Source organism: Pseudomonas sp. TE12508, assembly GCF_056279485.1.
Genome location: NZ_JBWCCN010000003.1, coordinates 59,798 through 85,004, shown reverse-complemented (window position 1 = coordinate 85,004; position 25,207 = coordinate 59,798). Strand labels below are relative to the sequence as shown.

The 25,207-nt window shown below is 58.5% G+C and carries 32 protein-coding genes; 9 read left to right on the top strand and 23 right to left on the bottom strand.

What is annotated here, in order from left to right; genetic code table 11:
- Nucleotides 1-118: 118 nt before the first annotated feature.
- The 6 genes from rimO (at nucleotide 119) to tsaA (ending at nucleotide 5,303) form a co-directional block, all read left to right on the top strand.
- Nucleotides 119-1,456 carry a 30S ribosomal protein S12 methylthiotransferase RimO gene (gene rimO / locus ACZ9IM_RS04725; protein ID WP_123499342.1) on the top strand — a complete coding sequence of 446 codons (1,338 nt, stop codon included), beginning with the start codon at nucleotides 119-121 and terminating at the stop codon, nucleotides 1,454-1,456.
- A gap of 104 nt (nucleotides 1,457-1,560) precedes the next feature.
- A complete protein-coding gene (locus ACZ9IM_RS04720) occupies nucleotides 1,561-2,034 on the top strand; it encodes a GNAT family N-acetyltransferase (protein ID WP_427626091.1) in 474 nt (157 codons plus the stop codon).
- A 187-nt stretch (nucleotides 2,035-2,221) separates the two neighbouring features.
- Nucleotides 2,222-2,932 carry an rRNA pseudouridine synthase gene (locus ACZ9IM_RS04715; protein ID WP_008072721.1) on the top strand — a complete coding sequence of 237 codons (711 nt, stop codon included), beginning with the start codon at nucleotides 2,222-2,224 and terminating at the stop codon, nucleotides 2,930-2,932.
- 75 nt (nucleotides 2,933-3,007) lie between these two features.
- Nucleotides 3,008-3,478, top strand: coding sequence for a YehS family protein (locus ACZ9IM_RS04710; protein WP_008010137.1), 471 nt, complete (start codon nucleotides 3,008-3,010; stop codon nucleotides 3,476-3,478).
- Nucleotides 3,479-3,641: 163 nt separating this feature from the next.
- Nucleotides 3,642-4,412, top strand: a complete 771-nt coding sequence (locus ACZ9IM_RS04705; RefSeq protein WP_476223459.1) for an SDR family oxidoreductase — start codon at nucleotides 3,642-3,644, stop codon at nucleotides 4,410-4,412.
- A 186-nt stretch (nucleotides 4,413-4,598) separates the two neighbouring features.
- Nucleotides 4,599-5,303, top strand: a complete 705-nt coding sequence (gene tsaA, locus ACZ9IM_RS04700; RefSeq protein WP_427626094.1) for a tRNA (N6-threonylcarbamoyladenosine(37)-N6)-methyltransferase TrmO — start codon at nucleotides 4,599-4,601, stop codon at nucleotides 5,301-5,303.
- Nucleotides 5,304-5,401: 98 nt separating this feature from the next.
- Here the strand turns inward: tsaA and fpr are convergent, their stop codons facing one another.
- Entirely contained in the window at nucleotides 5,402-6,181 is a 780-nt protein-coding gene (fpr, locus tag ACZ9IM_RS04695) for a ferredoxin-NADP reductase (RefSeq protein WP_003443014.1), read from the bottom strand.
- A gap of 121 nt (nucleotides 6,182-6,302) precedes the next feature.
- Here fpr and ACZ9IM_RS04690 point away from each other — a divergent pair, with 121 nt between their 5' ends.
- Nucleotides 6,303-7,229: a LysR family transcriptional regulator gene (locus ACZ9IM_RS04690; protein ID WP_007907288.1), complete on the top strand. Its 927-nt coding sequence runs from the start codon at nucleotides 6,303-6,305 to the stop codon at nucleotides 7,227-7,229.
- Here the strand turns inward: ACZ9IM_RS04690 and ACZ9IM_RS04685 are convergent.
- From ACZ9IM_RS04685 to ACZ9IM_RS04675, 3 genes are all read right to left on the bottom strand, one after another.
- Nucleotides 7,226-7,588, bottom strand: a complete 363-nt coding sequence (locus ACZ9IM_RS04685; protein ID WP_007907286.1) for a diacylglycerol kinase — start codon at nucleotides 7,586-7,588, stop codon at nucleotides 7,226-7,228. The genes ACZ9IM_RS04690 and ACZ9IM_RS04685 overlap by 4 nt on opposite strands.
- A 75-nt stretch (nucleotides 7,589-7,663) precedes the next feature.
- Nucleotides 7,664-8,314 (bottom strand): response regulator transcription factor ErdR, encoded by a 651-nt coding sequence (erdR, locus tag ACZ9IM_RS04680; RefSeq protein ID WP_007907284.1) that lies wholly within the window; start codon nucleotides 8,312-8,314, stop codon nucleotides 7,664-7,666.
- A gap of 239 nt (nucleotides 8,315-8,553) precedes the next feature.
- Nucleotides 8,554-9,297, bottom strand: coding sequence for a tRNA-uridine aminocarboxypropyltransferase (locus ACZ9IM_RS04675; protein ID WP_427626096.1), 744 nt, complete (start codon nucleotides 9,295-9,297; stop codon nucleotides 8,554-8,556).
- Nucleotides 9,298-9,486: 189 nt separating this feature from the next.
- On the opposite strand from ACZ9IM_RS04675, the gene ACZ9IM_RS04670 reads away from it, so the two are divergent.
- Nucleotides 9,487-9,912, top strand: coding sequence for a PA3611 family quorum-sensing-regulated virulence factor (locus ACZ9IM_RS04670; protein ID WP_008072709.1), 426 nt, complete (start codon nucleotides 9,487-9,489; stop codon nucleotides 9,910-9,912).
- Here ACZ9IM_RS04670 and ACZ9IM_RS04665 read toward each other — a convergent pair whose 3' ends face one another.
- Nucleotides 9,913-10,107, bottom strand: coding sequence for a hypothetical protein (locus ACZ9IM_RS04665; RefSeq protein WP_007907277.1), 195 nt, complete (start codon nucleotides 10,105-10,107; stop codon nucleotides 9,913-9,915). It abuts the gene before it with no gap.
- 488 nt (nucleotides 10,108-10,595) lie between these two features.
- Here ACZ9IM_RS04665 and ACZ9IM_RS04660 point away from each other — a divergent pair, with 488 nt between their 5' ends.
- Complete coding sequence (locus tag ACZ9IM_RS04660) at nucleotides 10,596-11,714, top strand: LOG family protein (protein WP_427626097.1); 1,119 nt, start codon at nucleotides 10,596-10,598, stop codon at nucleotides 11,712-11,714.
- A 42-nt stretch (nucleotides 11,715-11,756) separates the two neighbouring features.
- Here ACZ9IM_RS04660 and recX read toward each other — a convergent pair whose 3' ends face one another.
- The 18 genes from recX to ACZ9IM_RS04570 form a co-directional block, all read right to left on the bottom strand.
- On the bottom strand, nucleotides 11,757-12,224 hold the full coding sequence (recX, locus tag ACZ9IM_RS04655; protein WP_201114285.1) for a recombination regulator RecX: 468 nt from the start codon (nucleotides 12,222-12,224) through the stop codon (nucleotides 11,757-11,759).
- 8 nt (nucleotides 12,225-12,232) lie between these two features.
- Nucleotides 12,233-13,285 (bottom strand): recombinase RecA, encoded by a 1,053-nt coding sequence (recA, locus tag ACZ9IM_RS04650; RefSeq protein WP_007907270.1) that lies wholly within the window; start codon nucleotides 13,283-13,285, stop codon nucleotides 12,233-12,235.
- Between the two features lie 83 nt (nucleotides 13,286-13,368).
- On the bottom strand, nucleotides 13,369-13,869 hold the full coding sequence (locus ACZ9IM_RS04645; protein WP_008072702.1) for a CinA family protein: 501 nt from the start codon (nucleotides 13,867-13,869) through the stop codon (nucleotides 13,369-13,371).
- Between the two features lie 80 nt (nucleotides 13,870-13,949).
- The gene (locus ACZ9IM_RS04640; protein ID WP_476223458.1) at nucleotides 13,950-14,468 is read right to left on the bottom strand and encodes a lysis protein; all 519 of its coding nucleotides are present in this window, start codon (nucleotides 14,466-14,468) and stop codon (nucleotides 13,950-13,952) included.
- Complete coding sequence (locus tag ACZ9IM_RS04635; protein ID WP_476223457.1) at nucleotides 14,450-15,013, bottom strand: glycoside hydrolase family 19 protein; 564 nt, start codon at nucleotides 15,011-15,013, stop codon at nucleotides 14,450-14,452. The genes ACZ9IM_RS04640 and ACZ9IM_RS04635 overlap by 19 nt, the downstream gene beginning before the upstream one ends.
- A gap of 10 nt (nucleotides 15,014-15,023) precedes the next feature.
- A complete protein-coding gene (locus ACZ9IM_RS04630; RefSeq protein WP_427626100.1) occupies nucleotides 15,024-15,221 on the bottom strand; it encodes a hypothetical protein in 198 nt (65 codons plus the stop codon).
- A gap of 12 nt (nucleotides 15,222-15,233) precedes the next feature.
- Nucleotides 15,234-16,442: a carbohydrate binding domain-containing protein gene (locus tag ACZ9IM_RS04625; RefSeq protein ID WP_476223456.1), complete on the bottom strand. Its 1,209-nt coding sequence runs from the start codon at nucleotides 16,440-16,442 to the stop codon at nucleotides 15,234-15,236.
- A 106-nt stretch (nucleotides 16,443-16,548) separates the two neighbouring features.
- Nucleotides 16,549-16,995 carry a phage tail assembly chaperone gene (locus ACZ9IM_RS04620; protein ID WP_427626102.1) on the bottom strand — a complete coding sequence of 149 codons (447 nt, stop codon included), beginning with the start codon at nucleotides 16,993-16,995 and terminating at the stop codon, nucleotides 16,549-16,551.
- Nucleotides 16,996-17,892: a gp53-like domain-containing protein gene (locus ACZ9IM_RS04615; RefSeq protein ID WP_063342661.1), complete on the bottom strand. Its 897-nt coding sequence runs from the start codon at nucleotides 17,890-17,892 to the stop codon at nucleotides 16,996-16,998.
- 85 nt (nucleotides 17,893-17,977) lie between these two features.
- A complete protein-coding gene (locus tag ACZ9IM_RS04610; protein WP_063342660.1) occupies nucleotides 17,978-18,550 on the bottom strand; it encodes a tail fiber assembly protein in 573 nt (190 codons plus the stop codon).
- A 7-nt stretch (nucleotides 18,551-18,557) separates the two neighbouring features.
- The gene (locus tag ACZ9IM_RS04605) at nucleotides 18,558-19,598 is read right to left on the bottom strand and encodes a phage tail protein (protein WP_427626103.1); all 1,041 of its coding nucleotides are present in this window, start codon (nucleotides 19,596-19,598) and stop codon (nucleotides 18,558-18,560) included.
- Nucleotides 19,599-19,735: 137 nt separating this feature from the next.
- Complete coding sequence (locus tag ACZ9IM_RS04600; protein ID WP_427626104.1) at nucleotides 19,736-20,251, bottom strand: phage tail protein; 516 nt, start codon at nucleotides 20,249-20,251, stop codon at nucleotides 19,736-19,738.
- The gene (locus ACZ9IM_RS04595; RefSeq protein WP_063342657.1) at nucleotides 20,248-21,396 is read right to left on the bottom strand and encodes a hypothetical protein; all 1,149 of its coding nucleotides are present in this window, start codon (nucleotides 21,394-21,396) and stop codon (nucleotides 20,248-20,250) included. Before ACZ9IM_RS04595 ends, ACZ9IM_RS04600 begins: the two co-directional genes overlap by 4 nt.
- Before the next feature lie 11 nt (nucleotides 21,397-21,407).
- Nucleotides 21,408-22,007 (bottom strand): YmfQ family protein, encoded by a 600-nt coding sequence (locus ACZ9IM_RS04590; protein ID WP_007907236.1) that lies wholly within the window; start codon nucleotides 22,005-22,007, stop codon nucleotides 21,408-21,410.
- Nucleotides 21,995-23,038, bottom strand: coding sequence for a baseplate J/gp47 family protein (locus tag ACZ9IM_RS04585; RefSeq protein WP_427626105.1), 1,044 nt, complete (start codon nucleotides 23,036-23,038; stop codon nucleotides 21,995-21,997). The genes ACZ9IM_RS04590 and ACZ9IM_RS04585 overlap by 13 nt, the downstream gene beginning before the upstream one ends.
- On the bottom strand, nucleotides 23,028-23,426 hold the full coding sequence (locus tag ACZ9IM_RS04580) for a phage GP46 family protein (protein ID WP_123719829.1): 399 nt from the start codon (nucleotides 23,424-23,426) through the stop codon (nucleotides 23,028-23,030). Before ACZ9IM_RS04580 ends, ACZ9IM_RS04585 begins: the two co-directional genes overlap by 11 nt.
- Nucleotides 23,426-23,935: a phage baseplate assembly protein V gene (locus ACZ9IM_RS04575; RefSeq protein ID WP_427626106.1), complete on the bottom strand. Its 510-nt coding sequence runs from the start codon at nucleotides 23,933-23,935 to the stop codon at nucleotides 23,426-23,428. The genes ACZ9IM_RS04580 and ACZ9IM_RS04575 overlap by 1 nt, the downstream gene beginning before the upstream one ends.
- Before the next feature lie 228 nt (nucleotides 23,936-24,163).
- Nucleotides 24,164-25,207 (bottom strand): phage baseplate assembly protein, encoded by a 1,044-nt coding sequence (locus ACZ9IM_RS04570; RefSeq protein ID WP_476223455.1) that lies wholly within the window; start codon nucleotides 25,205-25,207, stop codon nucleotides 24,164-24,166.

The following is a 25,207-nucleotide window of genomic DNA, read 5'->3' as shown; positions in this document are numbered from 1 at the left end:
TGGTCAAGTGCGCCTCTCATCGCTAGAATTGCGCACTTTTTGACCAGAGACGCAACATAGCGTCCGTCTGTCGCCTTGCCGACTTCGGCTGGAGGCGTCCCAAATACCGAGGTTAGACATGTCCACCACTCCTGCGCCGGCCAATCCAAAGGTTGGCTTCGTATCCCTGGGTTGCCCGAAAGCACTGGTCGACTCCGAGCGCATCCTTACCCAGCTGCGCATGGAAGGCTATGACGTTGTGTCCACCTATCAGGACGCCGATGTCGTGGTGGTCAACACCTGCGGCTTCATCGACTCGGCCAAGGCAGAGTCTTTGGAAGTGATCGGCGAAGCCATCAAGGAAAACGGCAAGGTCATCGTGACCGGCTGCATGGGCGTCGAAGAAGGCAACATCCGCAACGTACACCCAAGCGTGCTGGCCGTGACCGGTCCGCAGCAGTACGAGCAAGTGGTCAACGCCGTGCACGACGCCGTGCCGCCGCGCCAGGATCACAACCCGCTGATTGACCTGGTGCCGCCGCAAGGCATTAAGCTGACCCCGCGCCACTACGCCTACCTGAAGATTTCCGAAGGCTGCAACCACAGCTGCAGCTTCTGCATCATCCCGTCGATGCGCGGCAAACTGGTCAGTCGCCCGGTCGGCGACGTGCTTGACGAGGCTCAGCGCCTGGTCAAGGCCGGCGTCAAAGAGCTGTTGGTGATCTCGCAAGACACCAGCGCCTACGGCGTCGATGTGAAATACCGCACCGGCTTCTGGAACGGCGCGCCGGTGAAAACCCGCATGACCGAACTCTGCGAAGCCCTGAGCACCCTCGGTGTCTGGGTGCGTCTGCACTACGTTTACCCGTACCCGCACGTCGACGAGCTGATCCCGCTGATGGCCGCCGGGAAAATCCTGCCGTACCTGGACATCCCGTTCCAGCACGCCAGCCCGAAAGTCCTGAAAGCCATGAAACGCCCGGCCTTCGAAGACAAGACCCTGGCACGAATCAAGAACTGGCGCGAAATCTGCCCGGACCTGATCATCCGTTCGACCTTCATCGTCGGCTTCCCTGGCGAAACCGAAGAAGACTTCCAGTACCTGCTGAACTGGCTGACCGAAGCCCAGCTGGACCGCGTTGGCTGCTTCCAGTACTCGCCGGTCGAAGGTGCACCGGCCAACCTGCTGGACGCGGCCATTGTGCCGGACGACGTCAAGCAAGACCGTTGGGACCGCTTCATGGCGCACCAGCAGGCCATCAGCTCGGCGCGCCTGCAAATGCGCATCGGCCGTGAAATCGAAGTGCTGGTCGATGAAGTCGACGAGCAAGGCGCGGTCGGCCGCTGCTTCTTCGATGCCCCGGAGATCGACGGCAACGTGTTCATCGACAACGGCAGCAACTTGAAACCAGGCGACAAAGTCTGGTGCAAAGTGACCGACGCCGACGAATACGACCTGTGGGCTGAACAGATCTAAACGCAAAAAATGTAAAAAGCCCCGCTCTCTTGACGAGATGCGGGGCTTTTTTACGTCTATCGTTTTGTGAGAGAAAGAACTCCACGGAAGAGAGGCCAGCGGGCATGCGCCAACACTCGGTCATTCACACACCGAAACAGAGCGACTACGAAGAACTCACCCAAGTGTGGGAAGCCTCGGTGCGCGCCACCCATGACTTTCTGCCCGACAGCTACATCGACCTGCTGAAGAATCTGGTGCTGACCCGCTACCTCGACGCGGTGATGCTGATCTGTACCAAAGACTCACGCCAGCGCATCACCGGGTTCGCCGGCGTGGCGGCGGGCAAGGTCGAAATGCTCTTCATCGACCCGGCGCATCGTGGCAAAGGCCTGGGCAAGCAATTGCTGCGCTATGCCCTGGAACACCTGAACGCCGATGAGCTGGACGTCAACGAGCAAAATCCGCAGGCCTTGGGGTTTTACTTCAAGCAGGGTTTTGAGGTGATCGGTCGCTCCGAGCACGACGGTATGGGTCAGCCGTATCCGTTGCTGCACATGCGCTTACGTCAATCTCAACAACTGACGCGTAATGGCTGACACACCATAGAACAAATGTGGGAACTGGCTTGCCTGCGATTGCATCACCTCGGTGCAACTGACATACCGCGTCGTCTGCATCGCAGGCAAGCCAACTCCCACAAAAAACGATACTGCGCAAATGGAGCCGGGATTAACCGGCGCCCAGCAGGTACAATGCCCACCCTTTTTTTGTTACGGCCCTGTCATGACTGACCCGATTCGTCTCTCCAAACGCCTCATCGAACTCGTCGGCTGTTCCCGTCGGGAGGCTGAGCTGTTCATCGAGGGCGGCTGGGTCACCGTGGACGGCGAAGTCATCGACGAGCCGCAGTTCAAGGTCGACACCCAAAAAGTCGAGCTCGACCCAGAGGCCAAGGCCACTGCGCCGGAGCCGGTGACCATTCTGTTCAACGTCCCTGCGGGCATGGACGCGGAAACGGCCATGGCGACCATCAGCGCCGAGACCCTGAGCGAAGAACACCGCTACGGCAAACGCCCGCTCAAGGGCCACTTTCTGCGCCTGACCGCCAGTACCGATCTGCAGGCCAATGCCAGCGGTCTGCTGGTGTTCACCCAGGACTGGAAGATCCTGCGCAAACTCACCGCCGACTCCGCCAAAATCGAGCAGGAATACGTGGTGGAAGTTGAAGGCGACATGGTGGCTCACGGCCTCAACCGCCTGAACCATGGCCTGACCTACAAGGGCAAGGAACTGCCGCCGGTCAAAGCCAGCTGGCAGAACGAAAACCGTCTGCGTTTTGCGATGAAGAACCCACAACCGGGCGTGATCGCCCTGTTTTGCCAGGCCGTGGGCCTGAAGGTCGTCGCCATCCGCCGCATCCGCATCGGCGGCGTGTCCATCGGCAAAGTGCCGTTGGGGCAATGGCGCTACCTGTCCGGCAAAGAGAAGTTCTAAGACTTTTCACGCCGCCATACATTTCGGCGCCGCGGCTTATGCGACGCCCACTGCTGAATATCAGGACTGCACACCATGATTCATAACGACGTACTGCGCAGCGTGCGCTACATGCTCGACATCAGCGACAAGAAAGTCATCGAGATCATCAAGCTCGGCGGCATGGACGTGTCCATGGAAGACCTGCTGACGTACCTCGACAAGAAAGAGGAAGACGAGGAAGGCTTCGTACGCTGCCCGGACGAGGTCATGGCGCATTTCCTCGATGGCCTGGTGATCTTCAAGCGCGGCAAGGACGAAAGCCGTCCGCCGCAGCCGATCGAAGTGCCGGTGACCAACAACATCATCCTGAAAAAACTGCGCGTAGCCTTCGAACTGAAAGAAGACGACATGCACGCGATCCTCAAGGCCGCCGAGTTCCCGGTGTCCAAGCCTGAGCTGAGCGCGCTGTTCCGCAAGTTCGGCCACACCAACTACCGCACCTGCGGCGACCAGTTGCTGCGCAATTTCCTCAAGGGTCTGACCCTGCGCGTTCGCCCGCAGTAACGTGCGGGACGGATCTGATCTGTGAACGCTGTGTAGGAGCTCGACAGCTCCTACACAGCTCCTACAGGGCTATATGGCCGCTCATTCCTCGCAAAAATAGTGGCTCCGCTTCTGGCGGCTGACGGCTAGGGTGTACTGACCCTTTGCCCTCAGGACTCGCCCTATGCATCCCTACTTTTCCCTGCAAGGCCGCACCGCTCTGGTGACCGGCGGCACCCGCGGTATCGGCAGAATGATCGCCAAGGCTTATGTCGAGGCTGGCGCCACTGTGTACGTGTGTGCCCGCGATGCCGACGCCTGCCAGCAAACTGCCAAGGAACTGAGTGCCTTCGGGGTTTGTCACGCGGTAGCTGCCAATCTGGCCCACGAAGAAGGCGTCCAGCAATTGGCTGCGCACCTGAGTGAGCAGATCGGTCAGCTGGATATTCTGGTGAACAACGCCGGCACCACCTGGGGCGCGCCGCTGGAGAGTTACCCGGTCAAGGGCTGGGAAAAGGTCATGCAGCTCAACGTGACCTCGGTGTTCAACTGCATCCAGCAATTTCTGCCGCTGCTGCGCAAGGCCGGTTCGGCGGCGAATCCGGCACGGATCATCAACATTGGTTCGGTCGCCGGGATTTCATCCTTCGGCGAACAGGCGTATGCCTACGGCCCGAGCAAGGCTGCCCTGCATCAACTGTCGCGGATTCTGGCGCGGGAGCTGGTGAGCCAACACATCAACGTCAATGTGATTGCACCGGGACGGTTCCCGAGCAAGATGACGCAGCACATTGGCAATGATGAGCAGGCATTTGCCGAGGACACGGCGCTGATTCCGATGAAGCGTTGGGGGCGGGAGGAAGAGATGGCTGCCTTGGCGATCAGTTTGGCGAGTACGGCTGGCGCGTATATGACTGGGAATATTATTCCTTTGGATGGTGGGTTCAGTCTCTGAGATTGGCGGTGCGACCATCGCGAGCAGGCTCGCTCCCACAGGGGCCTGCTGTGACCACAACATTTGTGCCCGCCGCAAATCAAATGTGGGAGCGAGCCTGCTCGCGATGACGGACTGACAGTCGCCACCGATCTCGCGACCGCTCGGGTTATCATGCCCACCTCAACTCCGCCTCGACCCCAAACCATGACCTACAGCGTTTCCCCCATCGGCTTCGTGCGCTCCTGCTTCAAGGAGAAGTTCGCCATTCCGCGCCAACCGCAACTGGCCCCGGCCGCTCGAGGCGTGCTGGAACTGGTGGCGCCGTTCGATCAAGGTGATGCGGTGCAGGGGCTGGAACAGGTCAGTCATGTCTGGCTGCTGTTCCTGTTCCATCAGGCCCTGGAAGAAAAACCACGCCTGAAAGTCCGCCCTCCCCGCCTGGGCGGCAACAAATCCATGGGCGTATTTGCCACTCGGGCGACACATCGACCCAATGGCATCGGTCAATCGGTGGTCAAACTGGACAAAGTCGAAGCCAATCGGCTGTGGATCTCCGGCATCGACCTACTCGACGGGACGCCGGTGCTCGACATCAAACCCTATGTGCCTTATGCAGACATCATCGATACGGCGTCCAACAGCATCGCCAGCGCCCCGCCATCGCTGATTCCCGTGCAGTGGACAGATTCAGCACTGCAACAGGCTCACAGCCACGCTCAGCGGCTTGATGAGCCCTTGGTCGAGCTGATCGAGCAATGCCTGGCACAAGACCCACGCCCGGCGTACCAGATTCCTACGCCAGAAAGGGAATACGGAGCGCAGTTCTGGGATGTGGATGTACGCTGGCATTATCCCACGCCTGACCTGATCCGCGTCCTCGAAGTCATTCCCGTATCCAATCAGGCATAAAAAAGCCCCCATTGCCTGCACAGGCAATGGGGGCTGATCGTTCCCACGCTCCGCGTGGGAATGCATCCAGTGACGCTCTGCGTCACCCAAACAACGGCTTACTTCTCGACGAACGCACGCTCGATCAGGTAATCACCCGGCTCGCGCATCCGCGGCGAAACTTTCAGGCCGAAGCTGTTCAACACTTCGCTGGTTTCGTCGAGCATGCTCGGGCTGCCGCACAGCATGGCGCGGTCGTCCTGCGGGTTGATCGGTGGCAGACCGATGTCGCTGAACAGCTTGCCGCTGCGCATCAGGTCGGTCAGGCGGCCTTCATTCTCGAACGGCTCGCGGGTCACGGTCGGGTAGTAGATCAACTTGTCACGCAGGGCTTCGCCGAAGAACTCGTTCTGCGGCAGGTGCTCGGTGATGAACTCGCGGTAAGCGACTTCATTGACGTAACGCACGCCGTGGCACAGGATCACTTTTTCGAAACGCTCGTAGGTTTCCGGGTCCTGGATGACGCTCATGAACGGCGCCAGACCGGTACCGGTGCTGAGCAGGTACAAATGTTTGCCAGGCTTCAAGTCATCCAGCACCAAGGTGCCGGTAGGCTTCTTGCTGATGATGATCTCGTCGCCTTCCTTCAGATGCTGCAACTGGGAAGTCAGCGGGCCATCAGGCACTTTGATGCTGAAGAACTCGAGATGCTCTTCCCAATTCGGGCTGGCAATCGAGTAAGCGCGCATAAGCGGGCGGCCGTTGGGCTGTTGCAGGCCGATCATCACGAACTGACCGTTCTCAAAGCGCAGGCCCGGATCGCGGGTGCACTTGAAGCTGAACAGAGTGTCGTTCCAGTGGTGAACACTGAGGACACGCTCGTGGTTCATGTTGCTCATGTACGTGGGACTCCTGGAGATTTGCCTGCGCCGATGATGTGCGCAATTGCAGCGCATTCTAATGGCAGCGACAATATCTGTTAACTGGATTATTAAGATAAGGGTTATCGGTTATATCGATATGCGATTTACTCTCCGTCAACTTCAAGTATTCGTCGCCGTCGCCCAGCAGGAAAGCGTATCCCGTGCTGCATTAACGCTCAACCTCTCGCAATCGGCGGCCAGCACCTCGATCACCGAGCTAGAGCGTCAGTGCAGCTGCCAACTGTTCGATCGCGCCGGCAAACGGCTGAGCCTCAACGCCCTCGGCAAACAACTGTTGCCGCAGGCGGTGGCCCTGCTCGATCAGGCCAAGGAGATCGAAGACTTGCTCAACGGCAAGTCCGGTTTCGGCTCCCTGGCGGTCGGCGCGACCCTGACCATCGGCAATTACCTCGCCACCCTGCTGATCGGCAGCTTCATGCAACGTCATCCGGAAAGCCAGGTGAAACTGCATGTGCAGAACACTGCCAACATCGTGCAACAGGTCGCGCATTATGAAATTGATCTGGGTCTAATCGAAGGCGACTGCAGCCATCCGGACATCGAAGTGCAGAGTTGGGTCGAAGATGAGCTGGTGGTGTTCTGCGCGCCCCAGCATCCGCTGGCCAAACGTGGCATCGCGACCATGGAGGAGCTGAGTCATGAGGCGTGGATTCTCCGCGAACAAGGCTCGGGCACACGGCTGACGTTCGACCAGGCCATGCGACACCATCGCAGCGCGCTGAACATTCGCCTGGAGCTGGAACACACCGAAGCGATCAAGCGCGCGGTGGAATCAGGTTTGGGGATTGGCTGCATTTCGCGCCTGGCGCTGCGCGATGCGTTCCGCCGCGGCAGCCTGGTGCCAGTGGAAACACCGGATCTGGACCTGGCGCGACAGTTCTATTTCATCTGGCACAAACAAAAATATCAAACATCGGCGATGCGCGAATTCCTCGAACTGTGCCGCGCGTTCACCGCCGGGGTTCAGCGCAGCGACGAGATCGTTCTGCCCACCATCGCTTAAAGCAGAATCACCGCCCACACTAGCGCGATCATGCTCAACGCCACGAATTGAGCAGCGCTGCCCATGTCCTTGGCGTTCTTGGACAGTGGATGCAACTCAAGGGAAATGCGGTCGATGGCCGCTTCCACCGCCGAATTGAGCAACTCGACGATCAAGGCTAACAGGCAGACCGCAATCAGCAGCGCCTGCTCGACACGGCTGACGTTGAGGAAGAATGACAACGGAATCAGGATGGCATTAAGCAACACCAACTGCCGGAAGGCCGCTTCACCGGTGAAGGCCGCCCGCAGGCCGTCCAGGGAGTAACCAGAGGCGTTGAGGATGCGTTTGAGGCCGGTCTGGCCTTTGAAAGGTGACATAGAGTAGGCAACTGACCAAAAAGGAGTGGGAAAGCTAGATTAAGCAAAGTCAAAAAAGCGTGAACACATAGCTCCTTAGTTGCTCGAAATTGACTCAAGTTGTTGCAAGAGCAGCGCTGCCTGAGTCCGGGTCCGCACATTCAGCTTACGGAAAATGGCCGTGACGTGGGCCTTGATCGTCGCTTCGGAAACGCTCAACTCGTAAGCAATCTGCTTGTTCAGCAAACCTTCACAGACCATGGTCAATACCCGGAACTGCTGGGGTGTCAGGCTGGCAAGGCCCTCGCTGGCGGCTTTGGCTTCGGCGGAAACGCTCACCGCTTCAAAGGCCTGTGGCGGCCAGAAAACGTCGCCATCCAGCACCGCGCGTACGGCTTTCTGAATGACACTCAAATCACTGGACTTGGGAATGAAACCGCTGGCGCCGAATTCACGGGATTTCACCATGATCGACGCTTCTTCCTGAGCCGACACCATCACCACCGGAATCTGCGGGTACTGCCCACGCAACAGCACCAACCCGGAAAAACCGTAAGCCCCCGGCATGTTCAGGTCCAGCAATACCAGATCCCAGTCGGCCTTTTCGTCCAGACGGGTTTCCAGCTCGGCAATGCTCGCCACTTCCACCAGACGGACATCCGGGCCCAGGCCCAGGGTCAACGCTTGATGCAGGGCGCTACGAAAAAGAGGGTGGTCATCGGCAATCAGGATTTCGTATGTGGCCATTTTTCAAATGATCCTGTTTTTTTATGGGACGCCTGATGCATTCAGGCCTCGCCAAAACAACTCGAGGTGCAGCCACGCAGCAGCACCAACAGGGCACGTTCAACGCCAATTACGTAAAAAAAGCAGCGTTTCAAACCTTGGCCGCGCCCTAATCGGCGCCAAGCATGCCCAGCGAAACCGGGGTGGTCAAGTTGCGTGGCCCTGCCAGCGAGCCTGGTTCCTTGCAGTATGGGCGATGCTCAGCAGATCACGGGCGCCGCGTGCTGTACAAAGGGCATCAGCTCGGCATGGGCCGGTGTTGCAACATTCATATCCAGCTGATGTTTAGCGTCCAGATAATGCTGGCTGAACACATCAAAATAAGCGTCCAGCGCCGAAGCAGCGTCTGTATCACCGGCAAGATCGAGGCACAGCGCCGCCACTTCGGCCGTGCACAGGTGCTCGCTGCGAGTGGACCTGCGCAATCGGTATCGTGAAAGTTTCTCAGGAAGCAGGCTCAGAATCGGGAACGCATCAAAATAGGGGCTTTTGCGGAAAATCTTCCGGGCTTCGGTCCAGGTGGCGTCCAGCAGAATGAACAATGGGCGCTTGATGCTATCAACCTCGACGCTGTGGGTAACTCGCTCGGGCTCGACGTATTCGCCAGGAAACACCAGATAGGGTTGCCATTGCGGGTCGGCCAACAGCGCCAGCAGTTGTTCATCGACTTCCGTGCGCGACCAGATGAATGCATGGTTGTCGCGCACCACATCGGCAATCAGCCAACCGGTGTTGCTTGGCTTGAACACTTCTTTATTGGTCATGATCAGGCACACGCCGCTACGGGTGTCGACCTGTGGGCGCCAGGCGCATAGGCAGTGACTCTCGATCACACGGCAGGCACGGCAACGGGTTGCGCGCCAGCCACGGGCCTGAATCGGCTTGATGCCCTCTTCCTCTCGCTGATCGCGCAAGCGGGCTACGGCGTTGGGGGCGTGGTTCATCGTTGGCAACACCGGCAGACAGGAAAACTCGACACAAACGGCACTCGGCAAGGCAATAAAGGCCAGCAGTTTACCAGAGCGGCCAGCGCAAGCCTGTACCGTCCAGGCGGGCTCCCCTATAATTCGCCGCCACTGAACGCACAGTCACGTGGCTGGTCGAACCACCAGTCACTGAACCAGGAGAGTTTCATGCTGCGCCTTATCGTTCCCACCGCTGCCATTCTGCTGGCGTCGTCCTTCAACGCTCAGGCTGCGTCCTTGAGTGAGCAGAATCTCAACAGAGAGCTGCGAAACGTCGCCGTACAAAGCAGTGTCGGCACGCCACGGGCGATCAACGAAGACATTCTTGATCAGGGTTATACCGTCGAAGGCAATCAGCTGATCAATCATCTGAGCGTTCAGAGCAGCCACGCCGACAAAATGCGCGCTGATCCGAAAGCCGTGTACTTCCAGCTTGGCGCCTCCGTCTGCAGAAACGACGGGTTCCGCAAGCTGATGGCCAAGGGGGCGGTCATGCGTTATGACTTCACCGAAGTGAAAACCAATCGCCCGGTCGGCTCTGCAAGCTTCCAGGAATCGGATTGCCCGAAAGCCACACCGGCCAAGAAAAAGTAATCAACGGGAATTGGCGCGCCGCTGTTCATCCTCGGCGCGCAATTCTGCCAACAACGCCTGCAAGTAGCGCGAACGTCGCTCCCCGCCCTCCAGACGCCGGCAGCACTCCTCCTCGAGACTCAAATGATTGGTCTCGGCCGATAATTTCAGCAATCGATACAGTTGCGCATCGATCTCCAGAGTGACTCTGGGCATGGTTTCCCGCCTCCCTGCACGCATTGATCGTCGTTGATCACGCGAAAAATCCCTGAATTGCTTGAACGTTGCGTCCTGCCATTGACGCAAAGTTGTCGTGTCACGCCTGTAACTTAGTAAATCAGAGCGCAGGACATACGGCTTGCGTTCAGACGAGCGGTGAAAGCACCTTGCAAATCGTCAATAAGCGGTTGCCAGGAAAGACTTTGCGGCGCAATGATCAAGCAGCAAAAATCGTCGCGAGGGTCTAAATTCAAAGTGTTCATGTGGTTTTTTTCAGGGCAGAAAAGGGGCTGCCCATTGCGTGTCTTATTGTGCGAACGTTTCTTTCATTCAAGGGATAAGCAGAGCCCGTATGGATGGCTCGATTGCAAACGAGTCAGGTGGAGCGCCCAGGCAAGGGCTTGGGCAGACAGCGACACAAGGGGTGTCGCGGCGCCGACGATTGTTTTGTCGGGCCAAGGGTTCTGTGCAGAAGGAGAAGTTGAATGCCTTACCAACCGAATGACCTCCTGAGCCGTCATTTTCAAGAAAGCGGCCACGACCTCACCAGCAAGGTCGAAGAACAACTCAACCTGGTTTCACCCAACAGCCCCAACATCCCGATTTACCGCGACATGATCCTGACTGTGCTGCGCATGGCCCAGGAAGATCACAACCGCTGGAATGCCAAGATCACCCTGCAAGCCTTGCGCGAACTCGAACATGCCTTCCGTGTGATGGAGCAGTTCAAAGGACGACGCAAAGTCACTGTTTTCGGCTCGGCCCGCACGCCGATAGAACACCCACTGTATGGTTTGGCCCGAGAGCTTGGCGCCGCTCTGGCGCGCTCGGACATGATGGTCATCACCGGTGCCGGCGGCGGCATCATGGCGGCGGCTCATGAAGGTGCCGGCCTGGAACACAGCCTGGGATTCAATATCACCTTGCCCTTCGAGCAACATGCCAATCCCACGGTCAATGGCACCGGGAATCTACTGCCCTTCCACTTTTTCTTTACCCGCAAACTGTTCTTCGTCAAGGAGGCCGATGCGCTGGTCCTGTGCCCAGGCGGTTTCGGTACGCTGGATGAAGCGCTGGAAGTGCTGACCCTGATCCAGACCGGCAAAAGCCCATTGGTGCCCGTGGTGCTACTGGATGCGCCGGGCGGCAAGTTCTGGCAAGGCGCGCTGGACTTCATTCATCAGCAACTGGAGGAAAATCGCTACATCCTGCCAACCGATATGAAACTGTTGAGCCTGGTCTACAGTGCCGAAGAGGCAGTGGAGCAGATCAATCAGTTCTACAGCAACTTCCACTCCAGCCGCTGGCTCAAGCATCAGTTCGTGATTCGCATGAACCACAAACTCAGCGACCGGGCGCTCGAACACATGCAGGAGGCATTCGCTGACCTGTGCCTGAGTGACCATTTCCATCAGCACGCCTACAGCGGTGAGGAGCACGACGAAGCACAGTTCAGCCATCTGGCGCGACTGGCCTTCACCTTCAACGCCCGTGATCATGGCCGTCTGCGGGATCTAGTGGACTACATCAACCTGCCGGAAAACTGGGCCCAGTCCAAACCCCAGGCGCAACAACGCACACGGGAACCGTCCAAGGTAACGTGAGGCAAAAAAAACGGCCCGCTATCGAAATAGCGAGCCGTTCATTCAATCGTCCATCCCTCGGCCGCTGAACAAGCGGCTGATCATTTCCATGGAATATCCCCGATAACTCAGGAACCTGCCCTGTTTGGCACGTTCCCGGGCGTCTATCGGCAAGTGCCCGGAGAATTTTCGCCGCCAGGTGTCTTCCAGTTGTTCCTGCCAGTTGATACCGCTCTCGCGCAAGGCGAGTTCGATATCGATACGTTGCAGGCCGCGTTGGCTCAACTCTTCGCGAATTCGCAAAGGGCCATAACCGGAACGGGCACGATAGGAAACAAAGCTCTCGAGGTAACGGGATTCGGACAACAGGCCCTCTTCCGTCAAACGGTCGAGTGCTGTGTCGATCATTTCAGGGAGGGCGCCGCGCTGACGCAGTTTACGCGTCAGCTCGACTCGACCGTGCTCGCGTCGCGCGAGCAGGTCCATTGCGGTTCGCCGCACCGCGACGAGTGTATCGAGTACGGCGGTCATCGGATCAATCAGATATCAGCGTCAGCCAGGTCATCAGCCGTCTCTTTGACCGGCGATGCTTTGACGTCCGGCGCTGGGGTCAGCAACTTGTCACGCAGTTGCTTCTCGAGCTTGGCGGCGATTTCCGGATTGTCTGCCAGGAACTTGGCCGAGTTAGCCTTGCCCTGACCAATCTTGGTGCCTTCGTAGGCATACCATGCACCGGATTTTTCGACGAAACCGTGCAGAACACCCAGGTCGATCATCTCACCGTTGAGGTAGATGCCCTTGCCGTAAAGAATCTGGAACTCGGCCTGACGGAACGGCGAAGCCACCTTGTTCTTCACAACCTTGACGCGGGTTTCGCTACCGACGACTTCATCACCTTCTTTCACCGCGCCAGTACGGCGGATGTCCAGACGAACCGAAGCGTAGAACTTCAGCGCGTTACCACCGGTAGTGGTTTCCGGGCTGCCGAACATCACGCCGATTTTCATACGGATCTGGTTGATGAAGATCACCAGGCAGTTGGCGTTCTTGATGTTACCGGTGATTTTACGCAGCGCCTGGGACATCAGACGGGCTTGCAGGCCCACGTGCATGTCGCCCATTTCGCCTTCGATTTCAGCCTTTGGCACCAGAGCGGCCACGGAGTCGACGATGATCACGTCTACCGCGTTGGAACGCACCAGCATGTCGGTGATTTCCAGGGCCTGCTCGCCGGTGTCCGGCTGGGAAACCAGCAGGTCGTCGACGTTGACGCCCAGTTTGCCGGCGTACTCAGGGTCGAGGGCGTGTTCGGCGTCGACGAATGCGCAGGTCGCGCCGGCTTTTTGAGCCTGGGCGATCACCGACAGTGTCAGGGTGGTTTTACCGGAGGATTCAGGACCGTAGATCTCAACGATACGGCCTTTTGGCAGACCGCCAATGCCGAGCGCGATATCCAGACCCAGAGAGCCAGTGGAAATAGCCGGGATCGCCTGACGGTCCTGATCGCCCATACGCATTACGGCACCCTTGCCGAATTGACGTTCGATCTGACCCAGGGCCGCAGCCAAGGCTTTCTTCTTGTTGTCGTCCATTAAAGTCCTCACGTAATCAATAAGGCCTGACGGCCAACACCTGTATAAGTAGCCAGTATTATTCCACAGCGTTTCAGGATCGCCTACCCCTGATTTGAGATTTCTCCAGCGGCATGGCGCAGCAGCCCCTCTAGCGCGGCCTTCACCGTTTGTCGGCGGACCTCGTCACGGTTACCGGCAAAGTACTGCACCTCGCTGAACACCTGCTCACCCACGCCCCAGGCCAGCCACACCGTGCCCACGGGCTTGCTCGGCGAACCGCCATCCGGCCCGGCCACACCGCTGACCGCCACGGCAAAACGCGCCCGGCTTTTTTCCTGCGCGCCGCGGACCATGGCCTCGACCACCTCGCGACTGACCGCCCCGACAGTTGGAAACAACTCGGCCGGGACATCCAGTTGCTGGGTTTTCTGGCGGTTGGAGTAGGTGACATAACCGGCCTCGAACCACGCCGAACTCCCCGGAATACGGGTGATCGCCTCGGCAATCCCGCCACCGGTACAGGATTCGGCGGTGGTGACGTGGGCATTGAGAACCTGCAAGCGTCTGCCAAGTTCAGCGGCCAGCTGAGTGATATCTTTCACGGCTCTCTCCTGATCGAGCGGAATGAGGCCTACCGTACACGAGCCGATCACGCTTGCAAGGTTCAGGATCGATCAAAATGTTAGCGAACGAGGGCTCTGACATAGGCCTGACACGCCTGCAGGGCAATCAGCCCGCTATCGCCTGCGTCGGTGATGGCGATAATTCGTTGAGCATGCGCCGGGTCAAGTCGGGCTCGCGGGGGGCCATGATCCACGCCGCCGGCGCTGGAGGCGGCTGACATTGCACAGGTTGCGGCAGCGTCATGGGCATCGAGGAGGACTGACAAGCGCACATCAGCAGTGGCAAGACGATCGCGCAAGCGACCTTGATCACGTTCGGCATCGCTAAGCGCTCGATAATGGGTTTGCTCACTGGTCGAAAGCCGCTGCTCCAGGGCCAGATACTTGTTCTGCTCGGCCTGTTGCTGGGTAGCGGCGGCCAGAGTCAGTTGATTGAGGGTTTTGGCGTGCAGCCTGGCCTGCTCCGCCAGTTGCCGGCCGTAGCGCCAATCCTGAAGCTGCCAGGCCAGTGCCGCCGAACAACCGGCCAACACCAGCAGACCGATCAGTCGCCAGCCGATCAGACCGAAGGCTGGCATAACACCGCCCTCGCCCGCGCCCAGATTTCCAGACGACCCTGCAAGCCGTTTAACCCACCGTTGATACGGCGGGTGATGCTGTTGAACTGGTCGCGGTCGGCCAACTCATTCAAACCATTTTGCTCCCAAAACCATGCCGCTGATTCGGTGGCCCATTGGGGCTGTTCCAGCAATTCAGGCAGAGACAGCAGACGTTCATCGCCGAACAGACCGAGGCTGCACTGCCGGTAGTTGTTGCGACCGGTGATCTGGATCAGCCCTCGGCCACGGTACTTTTGACCGTCGCCGTCGGGCTCTGGAGTGTTGCCCAAGCGGGCGGCCAGGGTGCCGGTGTCGTATTTGCCCAGGTATTGAGTGCTGCCCAGTTCACGTACGTACTGTAATTGCCCCGATTCGTGACCGACTTGCGCGAGGAAGGCGGCGATGCGTTTGGGGGTGTTGATGTTGCGGTGAGACATGGCGGTGTTCAGGGCAGAAATGAAAACGCCCGCTTGGTGGCGGGCGTTGGGCATAACGATCTGTAGTTGTTGCTGCGTAACGCTCATAGAACCCCAATCAGATAATCCGTTTAAGAAAACCAAAAACACTTTGCTCTGTTCCCTTGCTTCCCTGAAGCGATTCCATCGGCAAAGGCTCACCTCCCGATGAAACCCAGTCCAGATAATCAAGCCAGTCTCGATTATCCGGATCTTGAGGAATAAAGGCTGAGTCAGAAAGACGAAGTACGCCGTTGGCGGTTAGTTGATAGCTCATCGTGTTCGATTCCTATAGTTCAGCGTCAGCTGTCCATTCAAGCTGTAACGTTTGACCCGGCACGCTTCCGACGGCGGTAACTGTTGCAAACGACATGCTTCGATTCGTCAGGCTTTGAAGGGTCGTCCCTGTGCAGGCCCTGCCCAGCGTCAGGTTCCAGACCTGACTGCTGTTTTCTCCAGGACAAAACGCCAACACAGTTGGCTGAGCCCTTTTCTGTACCAGGAAGCCAATCGTCATTCCATATTGACCGGTATTCCCTGCCGGGATCTGAGTAAAGGTCGACAAGCACGTATTTGAACCATTACCTGCTTGCACCGGGAGCCAGGTATTAAAAGACTTTTCGTAATACCGCTGACAATTGATCAGCTCTTGGGCCGCCGTGCGATATTCAAACGGCGTCGCAATTGGCCCTTCTTCAAGCTGGACCTGCGCCAGATCAACCGTTTGCAATGCGTTCAGCGGCAAGTCGAAGGCCAGGCGCAAACAGTCACCGTTGGTGTTACCCAACATTTTTCCGGCGAGCGAGGGAACCTGGAAGGTCGTGGTATAGCGCGCCCATGAAGTTGTCAGCAGAAAATCACCGACGTTTTTTTCAACAGATTCCGAACCGCTCGGTCCGAAGTACTGGGCAATGCTTACCTTCAATGGACGTGCCGCATCGGATTTCGCCCAGAAGGACACTGTGGCGGTTTTTCCGGCCAGCGTTCTGACCGATTCAATGTTCTGGGAAATCTTGTGGATAGTAGCGCCGGCGCCGGCAGTCACTTGTTGCCACCGAAGAAAGTATCGTGGTTCATCCGGCACTTCGGTTTGCCCCAATACAAAACCCTGTCGGGAAATATTGACCCCGGCATTTCCGTTCCAGTCGCAACGAAAACGATCAGCCACGTACCCTCCCGTGTTAGGCGCTAGGTTCGCAGCACCGCGCTGCCAAATATCAAAACCACCGTTAATCAGCAGGTTTCTACGATAGACCTGAACCGGAAAATGTTGCAGGGGGTCAGGTTTCGAAAGTTGCCTGATCGCCATTGCCAGTTGATTGTTCTGATTTTCTGTCGGGGATAAACCCGCTTCGCTAATCGCGCTCAAAATCTCTTGTGTAACAGCATTCCCCCAACTTGCAGGAATTAGCGAACCCGGGGTCCCGGCGATCGGATCTTCGTCCACAAACTGTCCGTTAACCATCCCGGCGCTGGGTACGCTCTTTGGATAATCCATTTGTTTTGATTCCTGTATTACCTGATAAAGCCCAGCGCACGCATGTCAAAACGCTCAGAAATAACGCGTTGGCAGATGTATGACCGGTAGTGATATTCAGGTCGTGTCAAAGATATCCAGCCAGCCAAAGTGGCGTACCGGGTCGATGCTCGCTGAAAGGAAAGAATGACCCTTGCGGCCAATCCCGAAGTGCACGGCGATAGGCCTGCAATTCGGCGTATTGATCGGTACTCAATGTGGTGCCGCCGCCGTCCTCCAGCTCGTCCCTGTCGCGGGCGACCATACTGTCAGTGGCCGATAACTGGCTATCACGCCAAAGACGCTCGGCCTTCGCGGCTTCCTCCGGCGCAAGGGGTGGTGTATCCACAAGGACGGGATAGCCGTTATCGGCCCGCACCGAAATCATTTTCGGGGTTACAGCCAACTGTTGGAGTAACGAAATCCAATAAGCCTGAGGGATTCCTATGACATCGGAAGGGATATCCGACGCATTGATTCCTGGAACATAAACACCACAGGTACTTGCGCTAAACAAAACATTGAACGCGTTCATTCAATAGCCCTTTGCAAAATAATTCACGCTCCATCCCGCTTGCACTTGACCGGAAAAACTCCGGACTTTCAGGCGGCAGCCCTGTTTGGTCCCGGTGCCCCCAATCAGGATGACCATCGCCCCGTCGCCGCCCACGTGGGTGGCCACAAGCGAAGAAAAAGACGTCGGGAACGAGATAGGGAAAGTGATATAGACATCGCCATTGGCATCCGTGGTGCCAACGCCCCATTGTTCAATGTTGCCACTGGGATACTTTTGGTAACCGACGTTGCCGTAGACGCCGGAGAAGGACGAAGCGTACTTGTCGCTGACCGAGCCTCCATACAGGCGCCACTCGCTACCCAGTTTGATGAAGTGAGCGGAATCACCGAGGCCGAGCTTGACCGGCCCGAACGTGCCGTTACAGGTCTCGATGAGTTCGACGCCAGCCGGGTTGATGGTCAGCACGCCGTTTCCGGCGTTGATGACATGGATCGTGCTGGCATGGGCAAGTCCATTGATGGACGGCAACGTCGCCGTGATCGGCGTGGCGCTGGCAAAACTCGCCACCCCGCCCACGTTGGCCGCGGTCAGCGCAGCGCTCGCGGGAAAGACGTTGAAACCTGAAAACTGTAGACCGCTACGGGTCACAAATTCAGTGGTGGCGACCGACTGATCGCTGTCGAACTGTGGCGCAGTCACAAACAGTTTGTTACTGCGCAACGCCGTCAACAGTTGATCGTTACTCGCCTCTGACGGTTTGATACCGGCAGCTTCGATAATCTTCAACAACTCCAGCGTGACACCGTTTCCCCAGCTGGCTGGGATCAAAGAACCCGGAGTCCCAGTGATCAGGTTTTCATCGACAAACTTGCCGTCCACCAGACCGGCGCTGGGAACGCTATTGGGATAATCCACGGTATATCCTTCCGTTGGTATTTTGCAGGCAGCCGCGTGCTCGCAACACAAGACTGCACTTGCAGTTATTAATAAGTTTCAGGGCTTATACGGCCAGGACGCTGACAGGTGAAGCTGGCCAGTCAATGATCAGCGGAAAGTCCGGTTGCTGTTCAATGTTCATCAACTTGAGCGTATAGCGTTTCCACTCTTGCAGAGTGGCCAGTTGAACATTGGTGGCCTCGCCCAGTTCATAGGCGTATTGCAGCGGTGCGACGCGAATAACCACCTCACGCAGACGATTGTCTCGCTCGGCACCGGCTTGAGCGGTTTTGCCTGTTCGTTCGGCAGCCAAGTCCAGCGCCCAGTCATCATTGAGCCAAACATAGTATTCGCCGGGGCGAGGTTTGACGGTCAGATAGTCAGGCAACGGGCCCAACTCGTACCAGAATTTAAGGTCACCCGTGTCTTTGCGATACACCGGGCGGTTGCGCAAATCGATCAGTTGCGAAACGGCACCGTTACGCCAAACCCATACATAACCGGTTTCGGCGGGTGGCAGAATTTCAGGCAACTCGATCGCATTGCCCGGCAATACAACGCCCATACCAGGAATGACCGGCAACTCGACGGGACCGGTCAACTCTTGAGAACTTTCATTTAAATAGTAATAAGCCATATGCCCCTCAAATCAGTTTCAATCGACCTGGATAAGCAATGTTCCTGGGGCGAGTCATCCCCCAGTAAGTACTGCCCAGATTCTCGGTCATGGTGGCCGATACGTAGTAACAGAGACCGGTAAAGGTTGTTGGGTCAGCCCCTACTGTCGCGATGTTGGCAATCCCCTGAACCGCTGGAGCGGCGCCGTTATCACCCGTGATGTTGGTACCCATCTGCCAGGTGCCGGCTGCGCGCGCAGTATCGACACCGCGTTGTTCATCGAGAACGCGGACAAACTCACCTCGAACTTCCGGGGCGCGGAACGTCTTGATCCCATCGCCACTGCTCCAACCTCCGGCGCGGTCGACTTCTGCACGCAACATTCCGGACTGAACGGCGTGATCCCAAAGCCAGGGCCATTCGGAGCGAAGAAACTCCCTGCCGTTCAACGCGCCATAACCGCCGGGACTGAACGCGGTTGTCGTCTCAAGAACAATCCTTCCCAATGGCGTTGCATCGAAGCGCCCGACGGGCCACCAATTGCTCGCTCCATCGCTTCGTAAGTGCCACCAATCACCCGCCCCCATCAAAACCAGAAACGGGTATCCGTTTGGCGACAAATGAGTGTGGAACTTGATTCGATCATTACCCGAGGCCTGTACTACCAAGCGGTTAACACTGTTGTCAGTCCGTCGAACAACGACATCCCGAACACCTGACAACGAACTCGCTGCCGGCAGGGAAACAGTCGTCTCCGTCGCACTGGCGTTAATCAGTACCAGCCCCAACTCTTCTGGCATCAACACCTTTGATGTCGATACTTCAGTCACCCGCGAAGACATGGGACTGGCCAGATTCAGGAGCGTCTTCAAGGCTGCCAACAATTGATCGTTAACACCCTCGGATGGCGTCATTCCGGCCGCTGTAATAACAGCCAGAAGCTCTTCGGTCACACTGTTTCCCCACACCGCCGGAATCAACGATCCCGGCGTCCCGGCGACGGGGTTTTCATCGACGAACTGGCCATTGACCAGTCCGACGCTGGGGACGCTTTTTGGATAATCCATACGTCTTTTGTTCCTCTGAAATAACAAATGAACCGTATCGATGCGGTTGTCGGTGCACCCTCATCCACGATTTTTTCTGGAAATAAAAAAGCCCACATTGAAGTGGGCTTAGGTCAAGCAGAACGAAGGGCTAGCGGCTAGTCGGCCTGACCGCTGGCGAGTTCTCGAATGGCCAGCAAGGCCTCATCGCCAACGCTACGGGCCAGATCGATCTTGCCCTTGGCCACGTGCGCGCGGATTTGTGTCTTGGCCTTGAGGCGCAATGTGCGCAGGGTCAACAGGTTGTCGCTCAGCTGTGCAGCTTTGCTCAGGATCTGCTCGGCGGCTTGTTTGGCCGTCCGGCCTTTAACGACCCATGCGGAGACGGCCAGCGGCACGTCTTTTTTCGGGTAACCCGCATCCTGAAAAGCTTGGGCGTCGACGGCGGCCTGGGCGTATTCCATGGCTTTGAGAGGATCACCGGCCAGAGCAGTGCGCGCGCTGTCTGCGGCAGCATCGACTTTGGCGCACAGGCGTTCGGTTTCATGTTGTTCCAGCAGGGCGACTTTCGCGGCATCAACCACCCATTTTTCACCGTCCCAATCATGGGCTGCAGAAGGCTGCGCAGGACGTAGTCCGTCCTCGAACTGATGAAGCTCTTGAATAACATTCATCGAATCAACTCCCAAGAAAGACTGACATTGACTGCCGCCGAGAAGTTGACCGCGATTCCAGTGGCGTAATCAGACACGGGGTGGTTTTTGATCCCCATACTGAACAGCAATTCATCGCTGACGGCGCTGGTCGAACCGAGCATGTGTTCGGCCTGATAGGACTGCCACAACGAGCGCAATTGCAAATGGTCGAAACTGGCGGTCAGGGTCGTGACCGTGGCGTCGTTGACAAAGTTATTGGTAAAGATCACGCACGGCATCGGGTTCGTCCAACCACCATCGTGATTGGAGCTTGTGGTCAGCGCCGGTGAGAGAAAGCAGTAGTTGCCGCCAACCCAACCCGTTGGCGCAAACGACACCCCAGTGATCTCGGTCGCCGAAGGCGTCGGGTTCCCCACCACCAGACGTGCCGCCCGGGCATGAGGATCCAGAGGCAGGTAAACCACACCGCTGCCGTTGACGGTTTGCGTCCACGCCAATCGGTTACGGTTGTAGATCGGCCTGACGACCGGAACGGACCCCGGTGCTCCCGTCATCACCCAGGCAATGCAGATGTCCAGCGGCGTGGATTGAAAACCGCCCCCCGCTCCGCCATTGACAGCGCCCTTCAGACCTTCGGGCGCGACGTCATAGATTGTTCCTCGTTGCATGTAGAACGTCAGCGCACCACCGATCACCTGCGCCCGCAGGAAGTAGCTGGAGGTCGCCAACAAATCACTGCTCCACGCTTGGGTGGTAAACGTCCGCGCCCTGCCCAACTGTCCCGCGACGACTTCCTGTCCAATGCTGACCAATACCCCCGCCGGAATCGACACCCGGCCGCCGCTGGTCGAAACTGCCGCCGGGGTTACCGCCAAACGCCCATCCGCCGTAGCCACCGTGGCCGACGGCAACGAGCCGATCGGCAATGCCGAATCCAGATTCCAACCCTTGGCGGACACGCTCTGAATTGCTTGCAGCAACTGATCGTACTTCGTCTCATCCGGCATCAAATCCCCGGCCTTGATGACGTTCACAATCTCCTGCGTAACCCCATTCCCCCAATCCGCCGGAATCAACGACCCCGGCGTCCCGGTCAGCGGGTTCTCATCCACAAACTTCCCATTCACCAGCCCGGCGCTGGGCACACTTTTCGGATAATCCATCTCTCTATTCCCTAGTCATAATTGATGTGCACCTTGGTGTGCGCCGGTGCGCTGCGGTGGATCAGGCATTCCAGTGCCGAGCCCGGGTTCACGCCGAAGCGCTCGCCCCAGTAACTGGCGCCAAAACGTCGTCCCAGCAGCAATCGCCCACCGGTGTTGAGCGTCCACATGAACTGCGCTTCCCAAGTGCCCCAGTGCGCCGCACCGAAACGCGAGCGCCCCATGCGCGGGGCTTCCAGTTCGGTGATGGTGGCGTTCGGGTAGCCCTGGCTTTTGGCGATTTCGAGGTAGTAGCCGACGGCCTGGCTACCGACCGCGAGCAGGCGGCGGCGTACTGCGAGGCGGCGGTCATCGAACAGTGGTGTGGCGCCGAGGCACGGGTCGGGCAGGTTCATCACCCGCTCCCAGTCCGGCACCAGTTCGCTGACGCCGGCCGGGTCCATTTCGTTGAGCAGGTCGGCGGCACGGGCGTCGAGGCGGGCCAGTTCCTGGGCGACGCCTTCAAGGACTTCTTCGAGTTCCGGCACCCGTTCAGGGTCCCAGGCCGGGCCGCTGGGCAGCAGGCTGCGCAATTGGGCGTGGTATTGCGCGGCGGTTCTTATGCCCCCCATACGCAACCTCCGAAGGTCAGCAGTTCGTTGGGTTCGGCTTCTACATCAGCGACGGGCGTGATGAGTGTGTGGTCGTTTTCACCGCTGGTGCTGCTGATCGCTTCACGGATGTGACTGATCAATAACTTCTGGCCAAGGTCGGCTTCGCGGTTGTGCAGGTCGCGCAGTTGCGCTTCGACGGCGGCGCGTATGGCACTGGTGTCGGGGGTCAATGTCAGGCGATACGTGACCGGCACCTGCACTGGCGGGCGCACATGTACTTCGGCGGTGACAGGGCGCAGCGGCTCGATGTAAGCCTGGACTTCGGCCAGTTGCTCTTCATTCGGCACCGGTTGCGGATCGTCGTCACGCATGATGTACAGACCGACCGTACCCGGCCCCAGAAAGCCGCCACGACACCAGGCGCGGGTCACGCCCGGGCATTCGAGCGCCCAGGTTTCATAGTCCTGGGCCGAACCGCCATGGGGGATGATGCGGTAGGAGCGAATCACGCGCGAACGTAGAGACTCCAGGCTTTCCCGCGCCACACCGCCGTTCAGTCCCGGCGCCAGAACGGTAAAGCTATTGCCGACAATGCCGGCAATCGGCTGCACCGGAATCAGCGCCATGCCAGCCTCGGCATTGCCCAGGCTGCCGGCCTCAAGCGCGGCGATGGTGGTGCTGTTGAGGCCATTGCTGGTGGTGCGCGCGGCGGTCACTTTGTAGGTGCGACCGTCGCTCGATTGCAGCAAGGTGTCGACGTCCAGCACGGCACCGGCGCTGGCGGTAAAGCTGACGCTGCCGCTGGCCGCTTGTGCGGGTTTGCGCGGCTGGTTCAGACGCAGTGCGGCGATCCGTTCCAGGGTCGATTCATCGGCCTTGTCCGGGAGGATCTGCTCGGCGATCCAGTCCAGGTAGCCATACAGGCCATAGGCGGCGCCACCGAGGGTGCGGGCCAGCACTTGCGCATCGGACTGGCGCAGCGAATCGCTGGCCAGGTCGCTTTGGGTGCGCTTGATCAGCACCGGCAGCGAAGGGGTTTCAAACGGCATAGATCACCTGCCAACTGTTATCGGGGTTGATGTCCAGGCGTTCGCCGTCGGCCAGGGTCAGGACCGTGCGCAGGTTCAGGCGCTGGGCGTCGAGGCGTTCGCTGATGATGTCGATGGCGCTGCAATGGCCGTCATCGATCAGCCATTGCAGGGCTTCGCGGGCATAGAACTCGGCGTCCATCTGGGTTTGTCGGGTCAGCTTGACCCGGCGCAACAGCCACAGGCGCGAACCGATGCGGTCGTCGGCAACGGTAGGAAAAGTGTCGCCCCACCAGCCGAAACGTTCTTCGTCATCGAGGGCATCGTCATCGGCGGCGCGGCGCCAGGTGAACAGGCTGATCAGTACTGAACGGGTCAGCGCAGCGTGGAGGTTTTGGCTGATCAACATCACTGCCCTCCTGCCGGTACGCCGGTCTGGCCGTTGCCTGCTTGAACGCCGACATGCACGTGTTTGATCTGGCTGATGCCGCCGGCAATCTGGTCGCCCTGGGAGACGATCTTGCCGGTCTGGTTGATGACCGGCGTGTCGATGTTCACCGCGCTGCTGGCGCGGATATTGAGCGTGGTGGTTTCGATGTCGATGACCCGCCCGCGCTTGAAGTGAATTTTGTCGCCTTCGTCGGTGTAGATCGCCACTTCGCCAGCGGCCAGGGACTGCAGGCGATAGCGACGGTCGGCGACCACCAGCACGATGGCGTGGGAGCGATCACCGCCCAGGAACGTGGCGATACCCTCGGCACCGGCCAGCGGATTGCTGGTGAAACCGTAGGGTTCGAAGTGCTCCATGTCGTCGTTCACTTCGCCGGCGGTGAGGCGCATTTGCAGCGATTGAAGCTTGGTGGCCGAGTTGGCGAGCACGACAGTGCCGCGCGCCAGGAGGCGTGTCAGTAGGCTCATTGGGGGTCCTTCAATGATCAGGTCGGACGCAGCCGAGTGTGGGAGCGGGCTTGTGTGGCGAGGGGGCTTGTCGGAACGCCGCATCGCCCCGTTCGACTGCGAAGCAGTCGCAAAACCGGTAACTGCTTTCTAATTCATGATCGCGTTGACTGGTTTTAGGTGTGCTTCGCACCCCAACGGGGGCAAGCCCCCTCGCCACACCCGCTCCCACAGGGTCGGGTGCCGGGCTCAGGCCTTTTTGGGGGGCTCTGGATTGGCGTCAAAGGTATGCGGCGGTGCGACTTGCAGGGTGGTGACCGAGCCTTGCGCCGATAGCGAATAGGTCACCTTCGAGATCAGCATGTCGTCATCGACCCCCAGCACCGGATCCTTGACCCGCACCAGCGTGTTGTGACGCCACAGATCGCCGTTCGATTGCCGCCAGCCCTGCACCTGATAGGTGGTGGCTTTGGCCTTGCCCACTCGGGTGGCGCTTTCCCAGTTGGCCCGTTGCAAGGCGAGATCGGGATTGATCTGCATGCCTTCGTTGATCACCGTGACCCGCCGACGTTTGTAGCTCAGGTCGGCAGACACCGATTCAACCTCGCTGACCGCTGCCCCGCTCTTCTTGTCGGTGCCCTTGTGCTGACCGATTACCCGGTATTCGGAGAACACCTGGCTGTAATCCATTGGCGCGTTGGCCGACAGAATATTTTTGCCCAACTCCAGCGCATCGCTGGCCCGGCCACCACTGCCTGGCTGGGCCAGCACCAGCCGGCCTTGGGCATCATCGGTAGAAAACACCCGGAACAAGGTCAGCAAGCGGTCGATGGATTGAAACACCGTTTCCCCCGGCACGATGGTGTGACTACTGAGCCGGGCAGTTTCGGGAATTTCGCTGACCACAAAGACCTTGTAGGTGATCGCCAACGCTTCGACGATGCTCAACAGCGATTGCTCATGCCATTGGTTCGGGCGGTTGGTCGCGGCGCAATCCACCAGGTCCTGGGTGCAGGAACTGCCTTCGATGTTCAGGCTGATCTGCCGTCCGTCATAACTGATCGGGGCCTTGAACACATACCCGGTCAGCACCAGATCCTGGCCGATGCGCACTTCACAGGCGTCACCGGGCTGGATCCGTTTGTCCACGGTCTGCCCCGGCCATTGCCAGGTGATGTTGAGTTTAAAGGTGCGGAACTGGCGCTCCAGATCCGCAGTGATTTCCACGCTTTTCCAGCCACCGTATTCCAGGCCGCCGACGGTCAGGGTGACCCGGTTATCCATGTCGTTCAT